This window comes from Streptomyces sp. NPDC057697, assembly GCF_042799335.1.
Taxonomy (GTDB): Bacteria; Actinomycetota; Actinomycetes; order Streptomycetales; family Streptomycetaceae; genus Streptomyces.
Map to the genome: position 1 here is coordinate 478,083 of NZ_JBHVJA010000004.1, position 16,250 is coordinate 494,332.

Below are 16,250 nucleotides of genomic sequence, written 5' to 3' on the forward strand. Positions count from 1 at the left end.
TCTTTTTCGGGTTGTCGTCCGAGAGGGGCGCACCATGCCTCGTTCGCGCGGACGCCGGAAGGAGCGAGCTCGACATCGGTGCCCCGCGCCACTGCTGTGCCCGCCATTGGGAGTTGACGAGCGCGGCCGCCCGCTCGGCGGGTTGGTGTCGCTCGACGGACGGCCTCGCATCGAGGCCGCGGGCGCGCTCGACCCGGTTCGCGACCCGCTGACCAGCGGTGGTCTGGTGGCGCTGGTGATTCTCGGAAGTCGCGCCACCTCGACGTTGGTCACCGCACACCTCGCGTACGGGCTGCACAGCGGTCGGCCGGGCCTTCGCCCCCGCCGTGCGTACGGCACGCACGGCGGGGGCGTCCGCCACGCCGGGGGGGGGCGAAGGCCCGGCGCGTGGAGCTGGGCTCGTTATCGACTCGACGCGTCGTCTCTGCCACGTGCCGGGTCCCCGCTCGTGCGGGAGGGCCGATGCGGCATCGCTGGTCGCGAGGCTCGGCCCGAGTGCCCCCTGGCCTGCTGAGCCCTGTCCCCTGTGCGCCGGGTCAAGGACATCGAGCAGCGGTGCGCGGGCCCGTGGCGGCGCACCGCACCGTCACCGTACGAGATGGCCCCGCCGCGTCAGCTGCCCGCCCGCTGGGCGGTCGAGCCGCGCACGACGAGTTCCGGTTCGAAGAGAAGCTCGCCCGGGTGGTTCTGGACGCCGCCCTGGATCTGGGCACAGAGCAGATCGACTGCCGCGCGCCCCATCGCCTCGATGGGCTGCCGCACCGTCGACAGGGGCGGATCCGTGCAGTTCATGAACAAGGAGTCGTCGAAGCCGATGACCGAGAGGTCGCGGGGGACGGCGAGCCCGCGCCGCCGCGCCGCCCGGATCACCCCCAGAGCAAGCGGGTCGCTGGCACAGACGATGCCGGTGACCCCACGCTCCAGCAGTCGTGTGCCGGCCGCCTGGCCGCCCTCCAGCGAGAAGATCGACCGCTCGACGAACTCGTCGGCCAGCTCCGCGCCCGCGGCCCGCGCCATCGCCCTGGCGGAGTCCAGCTTGCGGCGCGACGGTGCGTGGTCGCGCGGTCCGAGCACGAGTCCGATGCGCTGGTGCCCGAGCGAGACGAGATGGCGCCACGCCTGCTCGACGGCGGCGATGTCGTCGCACGCGACGCACGGGAAGTCCAGTCCTTCGGCCATCGCGTTGATGAGGACGACCGGGATCTTCCGTTCGGCCAGCAGCTGGTAGTGGCCGTGCGGTGCGTCGCCCTGCGCGAAGAACCCCCCGGCGAAGACCACCCCGGAGACCTGCTGCTGGAGCAGCAGGTCCACGTAGTCCGCCTCGGCTGCGCCGCCCTTGGTCTGCGTGCACAGCACCGGCGTGAGCCCGCGCTGCGCGAGGGCCCCGCCGATGACCTCCGCGAACGCGGGGAAGATCGGGTTCTGCAGCTCGGGTATGACGAGGCCCACGAGACGGGCGCGCTCGCCGCGCAGCTGCGTCGGCCGCTCGTATCCGAGGACGTCCAGTGCGGTGAGGACGGACTGCCGTGTTGCCTCGGAGACACCGGGCCTCCCGTTGAGGACGCGGCTGACCGTCGCCTCGCTGACCCCCACCTTCTTGGCAACTTGAGCAAGTCGTCGTGTCATGGGCGCAAGAATAGCGCAATTCCTGTCCGCTATTTGCGTTCAGTCATGCTCATTTCTGCAACCACGCAGCGGTGTCGGCCGGTAGCCTGCCCTGCCCGTCGAGTGGACCGCTGGTCAGGATCAGTCGCTCGTGGGGCGGGAGGTCCGCAGGCCGGTCGGCGAAGTTCACCACACAGACCAGGCCGTCCGTACGGGCGAAGGCCAGCACCCCCTCCGGCGACGGCAGCCAGGTCAACGGGCCGTCACCGAAGCCCGCAAGGGTCCGGCGCAGCAGCAGCGCCGTGCGGTACAGGGCGAGCATCGACTCGGGGTCGTCCTCCTGGCGGTCGACGGCGTACCGCGCCCAGTCCGCGGGCTGCGGCAGCCAGGGCTCACCGTCCGAGCCGAAACCGCAGGCGGGTTCGTCCGCGGCCCAGGGCAGGGGCACCCGGCACCCGTCGCGGCCGGGATCGGTGCCGCCGGAGCGGAAGTGCATCGGGTCGTGGACGCGGTCGAGCGGTATCTCCGCCTCGGGCAGCCCGAGTTCCTCGCCCTGGTAGAGGTAGACCGAGCCGGGCAGGGCGAGGGTGAGCAGGGCGGCGGCACGGGCCCGGCGGGTGCCGAGGGCGAGGTCGGTGGGGGTGCCGTAAGCCTTGGCCGCGAAGTCGAAGCCGGTCTCGGCGCGGCCGTACCGGGTGACCGTCCGGGTCACATCGTGGTTGCACAGCACCCAGGTGGCCGGGGCGCCCACCGGGGCGTGCTCGGCAAGAGTGTCGTCGATGGTGCGGCGCAGCCGGTCCGCCTCCCAGGGGCAGGCCAGGAAGTTGAAGTTGAATGCGGTGTGCAGCTCGTCGGGGCGCAGATAGCGGGCGAACCGCTCGGCGTCGGGCAGCCACACCTCACCGACGAACACACCGCCGTACTCGTCGGCGACGGCCCGCCAGGAGCGGTAGATGTCGTGGAGCTCGTCCTGGTCGATGTACGGATGAGGGTCGACGCCCTCGGTGAAGTCCGGCAGGTCCGGGTGCTTGGCGAGCAGTGCGGCGGAGTCGATGCGCACCCCGGCCACACCGCGCTCGAACCAGAACCTCAGCACCTCTTCGTGTTCACGGCGGACGGCGGGGTGGGCCCAGTTGAGGTCGGGCTGTTCCGGTGTGAACAGATGGAGGTACCACTCGCCGTCCGGGACCCGGGTCCAGGTCGCCCCCGCGAACTGCGACGGCCAGTCGTTCGGTGGGATCTCGCCGTGCGCGCCGCGGCCGGGCCGGAAGTGGAAGAGTTCCCTCTCGGGGCTGCCGGGTCCGGCCGCCAGCGCGGCCCGGAACCAGGCGTGCTGGTCGGAGACATGGTTCGGGACGATGTCGACGATGGTCCGGATGCCGAGGTCGGCTGCCTCCGAGATCAGCTTCTCGGCTTCCTCGATGGCGCCGAAGGCCGGATCGATGGTGCGGTAGTCGGCCACGTCGTAGCCGCCGTCCACGAGCGGGGAGAGGTACCAGGGCGTGAACCACACCGCGTCGACGCCGAGTGCGGCGAGGTACGGCAGACGGGCGCGGACCCCCGCCAGGTCCCCGGCACCGTCCCCGTCCCCGTCTGCGAAGCTCCGGGGGTACACCTGGTAGATGACGGCGTCGCGCCACCAGTCGTCGGTGCGGGACGGGGGAGACGAGGGAACAGCTGCCACGGGACGGTCCTTTCGGGCAGGTGGGACTCCGTCACCGGACCGTGCGCGGGCGCGGAAGGGCGGACCGGTGGTGGAGTGCTTCGTGGTGATGGCGGGCGCGGGCTCGGTCAGCCCTTGAGGCTCCCGGCGGTCAGGCCCGCCATGATGCTGCGCTGGAAGAAGAAGAACACGATGATCATCGGGACGCTCGCGATCACGAGCCCGGCCATGATCTGGTTCTGCGTCACGGCTCCCGCGGTCTGGGACAGGCCCACGCTGATGGTCGTCTTCTCGCTGTCGGGGAGGACGAGCAGCGGCCAGACGAAGTCCTTGAAGACCGCGACGACGGTGAAGATGGAGACCACCCCGAGGATGGGCCGGGAGATCGGCAGGATGATCGACACCAGGACGCGCCACGGCGGCACGCCGTCGATCTCCGCCGCTTCCAGGATCTCGTTGGGGATCGAGTCGAAGAAGCGCTTGAGCAGGAAGATGTTGAAGCCGTTGGCGGCCACCGGGAACCAGATCGCCCAGGGCGAGTTGAGCAGATGCCAGCCGAGCAGCGGCACGTCGGTGACGGTGATGTACGCCGGGATCATCACGACGATCGGCGGGATCATCAGGGTGGCCAGCATGCCCGCGAGGATCACGTTGCCGAACACCGGCCGCAGCTTGGACAGCGCGTAGGCGGCGGAGACGTCCACCGCGAGCGCGAAGAGCCAGGCGCCGCCCGCGTAGAACAGTGTGTTCTTCAGCAGCGTCCCGATGTCGAAGAGTTCCCAGGCGTCGGCGAAGACGGAGAAGTCGGGCGATCGGGGGAACAGGCTGGGCGGCATCCGGGCGATCTCCTCACCCGTCTTCATCGCCCCGGTGACCATCCAGTACAGGGGGAAGACGAACACCAGGGTGAACACGATCACGACGGCCGTGAGCAGCGCCCAGTAGATCTTCCGGCCCCAGCGCGACTTCAGCTCCAGCGGTGAGACGATGGTCCGGGCATGGCCGTCGGCCCAGGAGCCCCGGCGCCTCCCCGGCTTCTCGCCCCGCGAGCGCGGTTCTTCCGGCCTCGGGGGCCTCGTCGCCTTCTCGCGGCGGGCGGTGGCGTTCGTCATGGCCCTACTTCTCCTCTCGGGTCAGACGGAGCTGCACCGCCGCGACCGCCAGCAGGACGATCATGAGCATCAGGCCGAGCGCGCTGCCGGCCCCGTAGTTGCCGCCGTAGACGAAGGCGTACTGGTACATGAGGTAGACCACGGTGACCGTCGCGTTCTCCGGGCCGCCGCCGGTGAGCATGTACGGTTCGATGAACACCTGCATGGTGGCGACGAGTTGGAGCATCAGCATCAGCGTCAGGATCAGCCGGGTCTGCGGGATCGTGACGTGCCGGATCCGCTTGAGGATGCCGGCGCCGTCGAGCTCCGCGGCCTCGTACAGGTCACCCGGGATGTTCTGCAGCGCCGCCAGGTAGATCAGCACGCCGGACCCGAGGTTCATCCAGGTGGAGACGATCACCAGCGAGATGAGCGCGGTGCTGGTGGAGTCCAGCCACGACAGGGCCGGCAGCCCCACGAAGTCCAGCGCCTGGTTGAACAGGCCCGGCCCCGGATCGTAGAACCAGCGGAACAGCAGCACCGAGACGATCGGCGGCAGCATCACGGGAAGATAGACCACGAACCGCAGGTACGCGCGCGCGTGCCGCAGCTCGTTGAGGACGACCGCGACGGCGAACGGCACCACATAGCCGCACACCAGGGCCAGCAGTGTGAACACGAGGGTGTTGCGCCAGGCCTGGCCGAACGCCGGATCGCTCACGACCGTACGGAAGTTCTCCAGGCCCACCCACGACGGCTTGTCGACGAGGTTGGTCTGCTGGAAGCTCAGCAGCGCTTCCCTGATGATCGGCCACCACGCGAACATCGCGAAGCAGAACAGCGCGGCACACAGGAACCCGTACGACGTCAGATTCCGCCGTGTCGCCCGGCGTCGCTTCGACGGTGGTCCGGCGCGCCGGGGCACGGGGCGCTGCCGGCGCGGCTCCATGGTGAGTGTTTCCATCGTGATCTTCCGTTCCCGGCCCGTGGCGTAGACGCGGGGCCGACGCGGGGTGCCACGGCGTCGCGGCACCCCGGGTCCGATACCGTCAGCTCCTGGCCAGAATCGAGTTCGCCTTGGACTCGGCATCCGCGAGCAGCTTGTCGACGTCGGCGTTCTCCCGGGTCAGCACCGCGGACATCGCCACGTCCAGCACCGCGTACAGCTCCTGGGCCTTGACGGGCTCCAGCCGGGGGGCGATGCCGACGGATCCGGCGACGTAGGGCTCGTAGTTCGCGACCGGGAGTACGGCGTTCGCCTTGCGCTGCTCGGCGAGGGCCTTGCCGGTCGCGGAGTCGCCCATGTAGTCGTTGTTGGGCACGCCGACCGCCTCGCCGTTGGCCTTGCCGCGGGCGAAGTCGAAGCGGCCCTTGCCCGGGGTGTTGAACTCGAAGTCGATCCACTGGAGCGCCGCCTCGGTCTGCGCCGCGCTCGCCTTCGGGTTGATCATGTAGGCCTCGCCGCCGGTCAGCGACGCCTTGCCGTCGGGTATGGCGGTGATGCCGTAGTCCTCGACCTTGCCCTGGAACTTCTGGATCACGTCGGTGACGACGTCCGGCGCGCCGAGCATCATGCCCGTCCTGCCGGCCGCCATCTGCTGCATCAGCGACTCCCAGCCGATCAGCACCTTGTTGCCCGTGCTGTGGTCCTCCCAGCGCATGTCGTGCAGGGTCTGGAGCACGGCCTTGCCCTCGGGGCCGTTGAACGCGGCCTTGCCGTCCCGGACCATCTCTCCGCCGCGGCTGAACAGGGCCTGCGCGAAGTGCCAGCCTCCGGTGTTGCCACCGCCGTACTCGCCGTACCCGACGTATCCGTCGCCCAGATCGGCGATCTTCCTGGCAGCGGTGCGGACCTCGTCCCAGGTCCTGGGCGGCGCGTCGGGGTCGAGACCGGCCTTGGTGAACAGGGTGCGGTTGTAGACGAGGCCGACGGTGTAGCTCACGTTGGGGATGCCGTACACCTTGCCGTCCCGGGCGACCATGTCGCGGACGTCCTGCTTGATGTCCTGGTAGTTCTTCACCAGCGCCGTCGAGCCGGTGATGTCCTTCGCCTGTCTCTTGGCGATCACGTCGGCGTAGTTGGTCACCGGCACCACGAAGACGGTCTCCATCTGTCCGCCGGCCAGCTTCGCCGCGAAGGTCTTCGGGTCGAAGCAGGGCTGCTGGTCGGTGCTCCTGACCCGTACGCCCGGATGAGCCTTCTCGAACGCGGCGATGTCGTCATTCCACGCCTTGCGCGACTTCGGCGCGGTCTTCGCGGGCTGGCATGCCACGGTGATCGTGGTGTCGCCTCCGGCGTCGGAGCCCGTGTCACCGCCGCAGGCCGTGGCGGTGAGCATGAGACCTGTGGTCAGAAGGATCGCGAGGTTACGGGGCTTCATTACGGCTCCTCTGGGATGACGCCCAAGCGCAGCTCCGATGGGTGCCGTCACGATAGGGCGGCGGACAGATGTACGCAAGATTCCGATGCATGTCCGCAAGATTGCAACTGCCGTGTGACAGGCTGACGTTGGTGAAATGTCGGATTTCATGGGATTGCGGGCCGCCGTCGCATGGTGGCTGCGTGGCTGATCGCTTGCTTCGCCAGGCTGTCAATTATTTGCAATGCATGACCGACATCTTGTGCTCATATGGTCGCGCTGCTTGAGTGGGCGCCACTCCCGCCACCCCCGGCCCCCATCAGGAAGGTGCACCGGAGATGAAGAGAAATGACATGTACGCGTCATTCGTATCGCCGGGTCGCCGCCCCGTGCGCGGCTCGTCCGTCCTCGCGGTAGCGGTCGCGCTCGTCGGCAGCGTCCTCGGCACCACCGGCCCGGCCTTCGCCCAGCGTGACGCCGCGCCCAGGGCGGCCGCCGTCGGTGCCACGCTCCCCTTCACCTCGGTCGAGGCCGAATCCGGTGTCACCACGGGCCAGAAGATCGGCCCCGACCACACCCAGGGCACCGTCGCCTCCGAGGCCTCGGGGCGGCAGGCCGTGCGACTGAACGCGGGCCAGAGCGTGGAGTTCACGCTGAGCGCCGCGGCCAATGCCGTGAACGTCGCCTACAACGTGCCCGACGGGCAGACCGGATCGCTCGCCGTCCACGTCAACGGCACCCGGCTCGCCACGCCCCTGGCGCTCACCTCCGAGTACAGCTACATCGACACCCCCTGGATCGCCGGCGCCAAGACGCACCACTTCTTCGACAACGCCCGTCTGCTGCTCGGCCGTGACCTCCAGGCCGGGGACAAGGTGAGACTGGAAGCCGCCGACACCCAGGTCACCGTCGATGTCGCCGACTTCGAGCAGGTCGAGGCCCCCGCCCCGGCCCCGTCCGGCGCCGTTTCCGTCGTCGACAAGGGCGCCGACCCCACTGGCGCACAGGACTCCACGGACGGCTTCCGCGCGGCCATCGCCGCCGCGAAGTCGAGCGGCGGCACGGTGTGGATCCCACCGGGCTCGTACAAGCTGGGTTCCGAGCTGAGCGGCGTGGAGAACGTGACCATCCAGGGCGCGGGCAGCTGGCACTCGGTGGTGCACTCCTCGCGGTTCGTCAACCAGACCAACTCGGCGGGCAAGGTGCACCTCAAGGACTTCGCGGTCATCGGCGAGGTCACCGAACGCGTGGACAGCAGCCCGGACAACTTCGTCAACGGCTCGCTGGGCCCCGGCTCCAGCGTCTCGGGGATGTGGATCCAACACCTCAAGGTCGGCCTGTGGCTGACCGGCAACAACGACAACCTCGTCGTCGAGGACAACCGCATCCTCGACACCACCGCCGACGGCCTCAACCTCAACGGAACCGCCAGGGGCGTCACCGTACGCAACAACTTCCTGCGCAACCAGGGCGACGACTCGCTCGCCATGTGGTCGCTCAACACCACCAACAGCGACGACACCTTCGAGCACAACACCATCTCGCAGCCCAACCTGGCCAACGGCATCGCGGTCTACGGCGGCCGCGACATCACCGTCAAGGACAATCTCGTCCAGGACACCAACGCACTGGGCAGCGGCATCGCCATCTCCAACCAGAAGTTCCTCGACCCGTTCTTCCCCCTGGCCGGCACCATCACCGTCTCCGGGAACACACTGGTGCGCACCGGCGCCATGAACCCCAACTGGGGCCACCCGATGGGCGCGCTGCGGGTGGACGCGTACGACAGCTCCATCGAGGCCGACGTCCGCATCACCGGCACCACCATCAGGGACAGCCCTTACAGCGCCTACGAGTTCGTCTCCGGCGGCGGCACGGGCAAGGCCGTCAAGAACGTCACCGTGGACGGCTCCACCGTCGACGGGACCGGCACCGTCGTCGTCCAGGCCGAGACGCCGGGCGCCGTCACGATGGCACACGTCACGGCCACCGGCGTCGGCGCGGCGGGCGTCTACAACTGCCCCTACCCGGCTGGTTCCGGGACCTTCGCGCTCACCGACGGCGGTGGAAACTCCGGCTGGGACAGCGCCTGGGGCGACTGCTCCACCTGGCCCCGGCCGGGCGGCGGCAACCCGGACCCCGACCCGGACCGCAACCTCGCCCGGGGCCGGACCACCACCGCGACCGGCTCCACCGACGTCTACACCCCTGGCAGAGCGGTCGACGGCGACGCGAACACGTACTGGGAATCCGCCAACAACGCCTTCCCCCAGGCGATCACCGTGGACCTGGGCTCGGCACAGGCCGTCCGGCGCGTCGTCCTGAAGCTGCCGCCCGCCGCCGTCTGGGAGGCCAGGACCCAGGCCCTGTCGCTCCAGGGCAGCACCGACGGTTCCGCCTTCGGCGCACTCGTCACGTCGAAGGACTACCGATTCGACCCGGCGACCGGCAACACGGCGACCATCGACCTGCCCGCGACGGCCCCCGCCACTCGCTATCTGCGGGTCCATGTCACCGCGAACACCGGCTGGCCCGCAGCCCAGCTCAGCGAGATCGAGGCGTACCTGAACTGAGCCGACCGCCCCCGCCCGCACACCGAGAGGACCACAGTGAGACTCAGACAACGGAGCCTGCGGCACCTCGCCGTCTGGCTGGGCGCCGCCCTGACCGCCTTCGGACCGGCGCCAATCGCCCACGGGGCATCGGCACCGGCACCGGCACCGGCCCGAGCGACCACGAACCTGGCACTGAACAAACCGGTAGAGGCATCCTCCACAACGCAGAACTACGTGGCCGCGAACGCCAACGACGGCAGCACGAGCACCTACTGGGAGTCGAGCACCACCCCGGCGACGCTCACCGTCCGGCTCGGCGCCGACGCCGACCTCGACTCCGTCGTACTCAAGCTGAACCCCGACCCGGCCTGGTCGCAGCGCACCCAGAGCATCGAAGTGCTCGGGCGCGCACAGACGGCCGACGACTTCAGCACGGTGAAGGCGCGCGCGGACTACACCTTCGCTCCGGACGGCAATCAGAACACCGTGACGATCCCGGTGTCCGGCCGCTACGCCGACATCCGGTTGAAGATCCACTCCAACACCTCCGGGTACGGAGCCCAGATCGCCGAACTCCAGGTCGACGGGACCGCCGCGCCCAACCCCGACCTGGTCGTGTCCGCCCTGGCGTGGGAGCCCGCGCAGCCCAGCGAACGCGACGTGGTCACCGTCCGTACCACGGTGCGCAACATCGGGTCGGCGGCCTCGGCCGCCACCACCGTCGACGTCGGCGTGGGCGGCTCGGTCTCCGGCAGCGCCGAGGTCGGCGCACTGGATGCCGGAGCGTCGGTCACGGTGCCGGTCTCCATCGGCAAACGGGCGCAGGGCAGTTACACCGTGTCCGCGGTGGTCGACCCGCGCGACACCGTCGTCGAGCAGGACGACGACAACAACGGCCTGACCTCCGCGGACAAGCTGACAGTCGCCCAGAGCCCCGGCCCCGACCTGGAGGTCACCGCCATCACCTCCAACCCGGCGAGCCCGGCGGTCGGCTCGGTCGTCACGTTCTCGGTGAAGGTCCACAACCGCGGCACCAGCGCGGTCGCCGCCGGCTCGGTGACCCGGCTGACCGTGGGTGGCACGACACTGAACGGCACCACACCCGCCCTCGACGCGGGGGAGAGCGCCACCGTCGCCCTCGGCGGCAGTTGGTCCGCCACCAGCGGCGGCGCCACGCTGACCGCCACGGCGGACGCCACCGGCGTCGTCGACGAGACGAACGAGGACAACAACGTCTTCGCGCGGTCCATCGTGGTCGGCCGCGGCGCGGCACTGCCCTATGCCGAGTACGAGGCGGAGGACGGGAAGTACGACGGAACACTCCTGGAGACCGACGCGGAGCGCACCTTCGGACACACCGACTTCGCCACCGAGTCCTCGGGCCGGAGGTCGGTGCGGCTCGAATCGACCGGCCAGTACGTGGAGTTCACCTCGACGAGTGCGGCCAACTCGATCGTGGTGCGCAACTCCATCCCCGACGCGCCGGGCGGCGGCGGTCAGGAGAAGACGCTGAGCCTGTACGCCGACGGGAAGTTCGTACAGAAACTGACGCTGTCCTCCAAGCACAGCTGGCTGTACGGGAACACCGACCAGCCCGAGGGACTGACCAACACCCCCGGCGGGGACGCGCGTCGGCTGTTCGACGAGTCGCACGCGCTGCTTGCGCGGACCTATCCGCAGGGCACCACGTTCCGGCTCCAGCGCGACGCCGGTGACGACGCCGCGTACTACGTGATCGACCTGATGGACCTGGAGCAGGTGGCCCCGGCGGCGAGCAAGCCCGCGGAGTGCACCTCGATCACCGAGTACGGTGCGGTCCCCGGTGACGGGATCGACGACGCGGACGCGATACAGCGCGCCGTGACCGCCAATCAGAACGGCGACATCGACTGCGTGTGGATCCCGGCCGGGCAGTGGCGCCAGGAGAAGAAGATCCTCACCGACGACCCGCAGAACCGGGGCGAGTACAACCAGGTCGGCATCAGGAACGTGACCGTGCGCGGCGCCGGCATGTGGCACTCCCAGCTGTACTCCCTGATTCCGCCGCAGGACGCGGGCGGCATCAACCACCCGCACGAAGGCAATTTCGGCTTCGACATCGACGACAACACCAAGATCTCCGACATCGCCGTCTTCGGCTCGGGCACCATCCGCGGCGGCGACGGCAACGCGGAGGGTGGTGTCGGTCTCAACGGCCGCTTCGGCAAGAACACCAAGATCACCAATGTGTGGATCGAGCACGCCAACGTCGCGGCCTGGGTCGGCCGTGACTACAGCAACATCCCCGAGCTCTGGGGACCGGGCGACGGCCTGGAGTTCAGCGGCATGCGTATCCGCAACACCTACGCCGACGGCGTCAATTTCACCAACGGCACGCGCAACTCCACCGTCTTCAACTCCTCGTTCCGCAACACCGGCGACGACGCGATGGCGGTATGGGCCAACAAGTACGTCAAGGACCAGTCCGCCGACATCGGCCACGACAACGTGTTCCGGAACAACACGGTGCAGCTGCCCTGGCGTGCCAACGGCATAGCGGTGTACGGGGGTTACGGAAACAGGATCGAGAACAACCTGGTGTACGACACCATGAACTATCCGGGCATCATGCTCGCCACCGACCACGACCCGCTGCCCTTCTCCGGACAGACCCTGATCGCGAACAATGGGCTCTACCGCACCGGCGGGGCGTTCTGGAACGAGGACCAGGAGTTCGGCGCGATCACCCTGTTCGCGCAGGGGCCGGACATCCCTGGCGTCACGATCCGCGACACCGACATCCAGGACTCCACGTACGACGGCATCCAGTTCAAGACGGGCGGCGGCGCCATCCCGGACGTACGGATCAGCAATGTGACGATCTCCCGGTCCAACAACGGCTCCGGCATCCTCGCGATGGGCGGTGCGCGCGGCAGCGCGACGCTCAGCAACGTGCAGATCACCGACTCGCGCGACGGGGACATCCTGGTCGAACCCGGCTCGCAGTTCGTGATCAACGGCGCGGCCGCGCACAAGGACCCCGCCGTACCGGGCACCCGGCAAGGTCTGTGACCGACCGGCACCCGGCACCGACGGCGGCCCGTCCGCTGCCGGTGCCGGGTGCCACGGCGCGCGGAGTGCGAGGCCCCGGGGTGGCGCTGACGCAGCGGGGGAGAGAGGACGTACGCGCGCAGCGCGACCTGTTCCCCGTCACGACGGCTGCCGTGTTCAGCACCGGCCTTGCGCCGGCCCGCCCCGCGGACCGCAGCCCCGAGGCCGCGGCCGTTCGGGCCACTCCAGGCCCTGGGCACCCGGGCCGCTGCCCTCCGTCCATGTCTTCCGGGGCCGCGAGGGCGACCGGGTGGCAAGATCGATCCGGCGGAGCCACGGAAGCCATGGACGTCTCCGAAGCCACGGAGGTCACCGAAGCCACGGAGATCACCGACGTCATTGAAGCCGCGGAGACTTCTCCGCCGACTTCCCGGCGGACCTCCCGGTCGCCGGACCACCCGGCCGGGGAAGATGGCGCGGTGAGTACTGTGCTGGCGGAAGTCGTCTCCGCCGTTCTTCTCGCGATCGTGCTGGCATGCGCGGTCGTCCGCCCGTTCGGCTGGCCGGAGGCCGTCGTCGCGGTCCCGGCCGCCGGTGCCCTCATCGCCACCGGGGCGATCTCCCCGGCCGACGCGGCCGACGAGGCCGCCCGGCTCGGGCCGGTGATCGGGTTCCTCGCCGCCGTGCTGGTCCTGGCACAGCTCTGCGACGACGAGGGCCTGTTCCACGCATGCGGGGCATGGATGGCCCGGACCGCGGCGGGTCGGCCCCGCCGCCTGCTCGTACAGGTCTTCGTTCTCGCCTCGGCGATCACCGCGGTGCTCAGCCTGGACGCCACCGTCGTGCTCCTGACCCCCGTGGTGTTCGCCACCGCCACCCGGCTCGGGGCGCGGTCCCGGCCGCACGTGTACGCCTGCACCCATCTGTCGAACACCGCGTCGCTGCTGCTGCCGGTCTCCAACCTGACCAACCTGCTGGCGTTCACGGCCAGCGGTCTGAGCTTCACCCGGTTCGCCGCCCTCATGGCCCTGCCCTGGCTGGTGGCCATCGCCGTCGAGTACGTCGTCTTCCGCCGCTTCTTCGCCACCGACCTGGACGCCGGCGCCACGGCCCCGGCCACCGCCGCGCCGCGCGAGGTGCCGGTGTTCGCGCTGACCACCGTGGCGTGCACACTGGCCGGGTTCGTGGTGACGTCCGCGTTCGGGATCGACCCCGCCTGGGCGGCGTTCGCGGGCGCCGCCGTCCTGGCGATCCGCGCCCTGGCCCAGCGCCGCACCACACCTGTCGCCGTCCTGCGGGCGAGCGCGGTGCCGTTCCTCGCCTTCGTGCTGGCCCTGGGCATCGTGGTCCGCGCCGTCGTCGTCAACGGCCTCGACACCGCCCTCGGCCACCTGATCCCGGACGGCACCGGACTCCCAGCCCTGCTGGGCCTCGCCGCGCTGGCCGCCGTCCTGGCCAATGTGATCAACAACCTGCCCGCGGTGCTGGTGCTGCTGCCGCTCACTGCCCCGTCCGGTCCCGGCGCCGTTCTCGCGGTGCTGCTCGGGGTGAACATCGGGCCGAACCTCACCTACGCCGGATCGCTGGCCACCTTGCTGTGGCGGCGCATCGTCCACGCCCACGACTCCGAGGTGGAGCTGAAGGAGTTCACCCGACTCGGTCTGTACACCGTCCCGGCCGGACTGTGTGCTGCGGTGCTGGCCCTGTGGGTCTCACTGACCGTGATCCCAGGGGGCTGATCGCTTGGCCGTGATGGTCCGGGTTCCCGGGCGAGGACGACGCGACCTTCGTCGGCCGAGTCCTACGGGTCGGCCACTGGGCCATCGATCCCCGCACCGATCTGGCCGGATACTGATCCGCCGTACACCACGGACCCACGCGCAGCCGCTTCCACGACGACGCGACAAGAAGAAGAGACACGAAACGACTCGGCACGACACGGACCGGCCCGGCTAACCTGCGCGCATGAACCGGATTCAGCGGGCCGCCGGAGCGGTCGTGGGCTCGGCGGTGGGTGACGCCTTGGGCGCACCCTTCGAGTTCGGCCCCCAGGGAGTGTTCTCCGCACGGTTTCCCGCGCCCGGTGCCGGTGGAGAGATGTGCGGAGGCGGTGGCTGGGACCCCGGCGAGGCGACCGACGACACGCAGATGGCCGTCCTGGTCGCGGAGTCGCTGCTGGAGCGGGACGGACTGGACCTGCCGGACGTCTTCGGACGTTTCCAGCGGTGGGCGGCATCGGAACCGAAGGACATCGGCTTGCAGACCGAGGACGTGCTGACCAACGGCATGCCCTGGGACCTCGCCGCCGCCGTCCATTTCCAGGTCAACCAACGAGCGGCCGGAAACGGTTCGTTGATGCGGGCGTCGACCTCAGCGGTCCATTTCGCGCCCGCGGGTCGAGAAGCCACCATGGACGCGGCCCGCCGCATCGCCGCCCTCACCCATGGCGACCGCGCGGCCTGGGAAGGCACCGCGATCTTCCACGAACTCATCCGGGTCACGTTCGAGGGCACCGACCCCCTCGCCGCGCTCCCCGAGATCCTGACCCTCGTCCATCCCGAACACCACGCCCGCTACGCCACGGTCCTCGCGCCCGACTGGCACCCGGATCGGGCGACCGAGTTCAACGGTGCCGTCTGGCCCTGTCTGGGCTCCGCCGTCTGGGCCCTGCGCACCACCACCGGCTTCGAAGAGGCGATACGCGCGGCACTCGACCTCGGTGGTGACACCGACACCGTCGCCGCCGTCACCGGCGGCCTCGCGGGCGCCCACTACGGGCTGGACGCCATCCCCGCCCGTTGGACCGAGCCGCTCCACGTCCCCCTCCCCGGCTTCGACGGACGCGTGCTGCGCCTGGAAGACCTGCTCCACCTCGCCGAACGCCTCGGCAGCTGAACCGGGCGACGCTCCCCGATGCCGCCCCCCGCAGTGAGTGCGACCCCCGCCCCGCCGCGGTCGACGCGGCGGGGCCGGTCACGGGCCGCCTCGCGCCGTCCGTCCGCGGCCCGGCGACGACGGCCGAAGGATCCCTCGCGAACGCGACCCGGCCTCCGGCACGACCTGTGCCCCGCTGTGCTCCCGCTACGGGGCGCCCGCCCCGCGACCGACGAGATTGCGTGCCGTGAACCCGAGCAGCCTGCGCGCGGCCGAGGTGTCGACCGGCGCCGTGCGCCCCGGGAGCCGGCGCCGCAGCACGGTGCCGGGGTGGTAGCGGCGCAGCAGTTCCTCCGTCGGGTACGGCACGATGATCTCGGGGGCGCAGAGATGCACCGCGTGCGCCGCACGGCCCGGTACGTCCAGGGCCAGCAACGCGGCCCTCGCCGCGTCATGGACCTCCAGGTACGTCCACAGCTCCCTCGCCCCGGCGGCCGGATCGGCCGTGAGCCGGGCGGCGTGCGCGTCGAGCCGCTCCTCGAATCCGCCCACGTACGGATAGCGCAGGCACACCACACTCATCCCGTGCCGCCGCGCCATCATCTGCGCGGTCAGCTCGTCGACCTGTTTGGACAGACCGTAGGGATCGGCCACCTGGGAGGCCATCGCCTCATCGACCGGTGCGTACGGTGGATGCGGATCCTCGGCGTCCGTCCAGGGCAGGCCGGTGACGCCCCAGGAGCTCGCCACCGCCGCGTGCCGGATCCCCGCCCGGCCGGCCTCCTCCAGGACGGTGAAGGTCGAAAGGCTGTTGCCCGCGAAGACCTCGAAAGCGGTGTTGCGCGCGGGAGTCGGGATCGCCGCCAGGTGGATGACCGCGTCGGCGCCCTCCAGGGCCGCCCGTACGGTCTTCGCGTCGGCGGCGTCCCCGGTCACGACCAGGCGCGCCGCGAGGTCACCGGGATCGTCGAGGACCAGGGCGTTCGCCTCGATCCCGCGCTCGGCCAGCAGCGTGAGGACCGCCCGCCCGATCCGCCCGGCGGCCCCGGTGACCATCGCTCTTCCGACCATC

10 protein-coding genes are annotated in these 16,250 nt (G+C 70.1%); 4 read left to right on the top strand and 6 right to left on the bottom strand.

The genetic code is table 11. The features are described 5' to 3' along the window. Positions 1 to 612 precede the first annotated feature (612 nt). The 5 genes from ACFVFH_RS15295 to ACFVFH_RS15315 form a co-directional block, all read right to left on the bottom strand. The gene (locus ACFVFH_RS15295) at positions 613 to 1,626 is read right to left on the bottom strand and encodes a LacI family DNA-binding transcriptional regulator (RefSeq protein WP_383767863.1); all 1,014 of its coding nucleotides are present in this window, start codon (positions 1,624 to 1,626) and stop codon (positions 613 to 615) included. A gap of 49 nt (positions 1,627 to 1,675) precedes the next feature. After that, entirely contained in the window at positions 1,676 to 3,289 is a 1,614-nt protein-coding gene (locus ACFVFH_RS15300; protein WP_383767866.1) for a glycoside hydrolase family 13 protein, read from the bottom strand. Positions 3,290 to 3,396: 107 nt separating this feature from the next. Beyond that, positions 3,397 to 4,380: a carbohydrate ABC transporter permease gene (locus tag ACFVFH_RS15305; RefSeq protein ID WP_383767869.1), complete on the bottom strand. Its 984-nt coding sequence runs from the start codon at positions 4,378 to 4,380 to the stop codon at positions 3,397 to 3,399. Positions 4,381 to 4,384: 4 nt separating this feature from the next. Beyond that, a complete protein-coding gene (locus tag ACFVFH_RS15310; RefSeq protein ID WP_383767872.1) occupies positions 4,385 to 5,323 on the bottom strand; it encodes a carbohydrate ABC transporter permease in 939 nt (312 codons plus the stop codon). Positions 5,324 to 5,408: 85 nt separating this feature from the next. Further along, positions 5,409 to 6,740 (bottom strand): ABC transporter substrate-binding protein, encoded by a 1,332-nt coding sequence (locus tag ACFVFH_RS15315; RefSeq protein WP_383767875.1) that lies wholly within the window; start codon positions 6,738 to 6,740, stop codon positions 5,409 to 5,411. A gap of 332 nt (positions 6,741 to 7,072) precedes the next feature. Between ACFVFH_RS15315 and ACFVFH_RS15320 the strand changes: the two genes are divergently transcribed. The 4 genes from ACFVFH_RS15320 (at position 7,073) to ACFVFH_RS15335 (ending at position 15,199) form a co-directional block, all read left to right on the top strand. Next, positions 7,073 to 9,292, top strand: coding sequence for a discoidin domain-containing protein (locus ACFVFH_RS15320; protein ID WP_383768039.1), 2,220 nt, complete (start codon positions 7,073 to 7,075; stop codon positions 9,290 to 9,292). Positions 9,293 to 9,328: 36 nt separating this feature from the next. Then, positions 9,329 to 12,325 (top strand): CARDB domain-containing protein, encoded by a 2,997-nt coding sequence (locus tag ACFVFH_RS15325; protein WP_383767879.1) that lies wholly within the window; start codon positions 9,329 to 9,331, stop codon positions 12,323 to 12,325. Positions 12,326 to 12,783: 458 nt separating this feature from the next. Beyond that, the gene (locus ACFVFH_RS15330) at positions 12,784 to 14,043 is read left to right on the top strand and encodes an SLC13 family permease (protein ID WP_383767881.1); all 1,260 of its coding nucleotides are present in this window, start codon (positions 12,784 to 12,786) and stop codon (positions 14,041 to 14,043) included. Between the two features lie 226 nt (positions 14,044 to 14,269). Then, entirely contained in the window at positions 14,270 to 15,199 is a 930-nt protein-coding gene (locus tag ACFVFH_RS15335) for an ADP-ribosylglycohydrolase family protein (RefSeq protein ID WP_383767884.1), read from the top strand. Between the two features lie 186 nt (positions 15,200 to 15,385). On the opposite strand, the gene ACFVFH_RS15340 is transcribed toward ACFVFH_RS15335, so the two are convergent. Further along, positions 15,386 to 16,249, bottom strand: a complete 864-nt coding sequence (locus ACFVFH_RS15340; protein ID WP_383767888.1) for an NAD-dependent epimerase/dehydratase family protein — start codon at positions 16,247 to 16,249, stop codon at positions 15,386 to 15,388. Between the last annotated feature and the right edge of the window lies 1 nt (position 16,250).